This is a genomic window from Escherichia sp. MOD1-EC5950 (assembly GCF_002965345.1).
In the GTDB taxonomy this organism is placed as follows: Bacteria; Pseudomonadota; Gammaproteobacteria; order Enterobacterales; family Enterobacteriaceae; genus Escherichia; species Escherichia marmotae.
Genome location: NZ_PTSR01000144.1, coordinates 1 through 420 on the forward strand (window position 1 = coordinate 1; position 420 = coordinate 420).

Sequence of the window (420 nt, forward strand, 5' to 3'; positions counted from 1 at the left end):
TACCGATGATACCGGAAAATGGCTGGCATCCGTGGCGGCCAGTGAAAGCCGGAAGACAGCGCATGATGTGCTGGACGCTCAACAGGATGTTCATGCCACAACGGCACAGAATCTGTGGGACAGCGCCCGGGCGCTTAATCAGAATGCGCTGGGGCGGGCGTTGTTGCGGGAAACCGGGCTGGCGGACCACAGTGAAGCCCGCTTCATCAGTGGCAGCCGCAAATACCCTGCACCGCATGTGGCCTGGCCGGCTTATGACCGGAATGGCAGACAACAAGGTGTCTGGTTGCAGGAAATCCGTATGGATGAAGAGGGCCGAATGCAGGGACTGGATGAGCAGGGGAGATGGCTGGGGCGTGATGATGCCGGCGTTGTGGTTCTGCAGCAGAGCCACAATGGCGTAACGCTGACGGCATCAGA

1 protein-coding gene is annotated in these 420 nt (G+C 59.8%); it reads left to right on the forward strand.

All coding sequences use genetic code 11. From position 1 onward, the window contains the following. A partial coding sequence (locus BEA93_RS24730; RefSeq protein WP_272897483.1) for a conjugative transfer relaxase/helicase TraI domain-containing protein occupies nucleotides 1-420 on the forward strand: 420 nt, incomplete at both ends.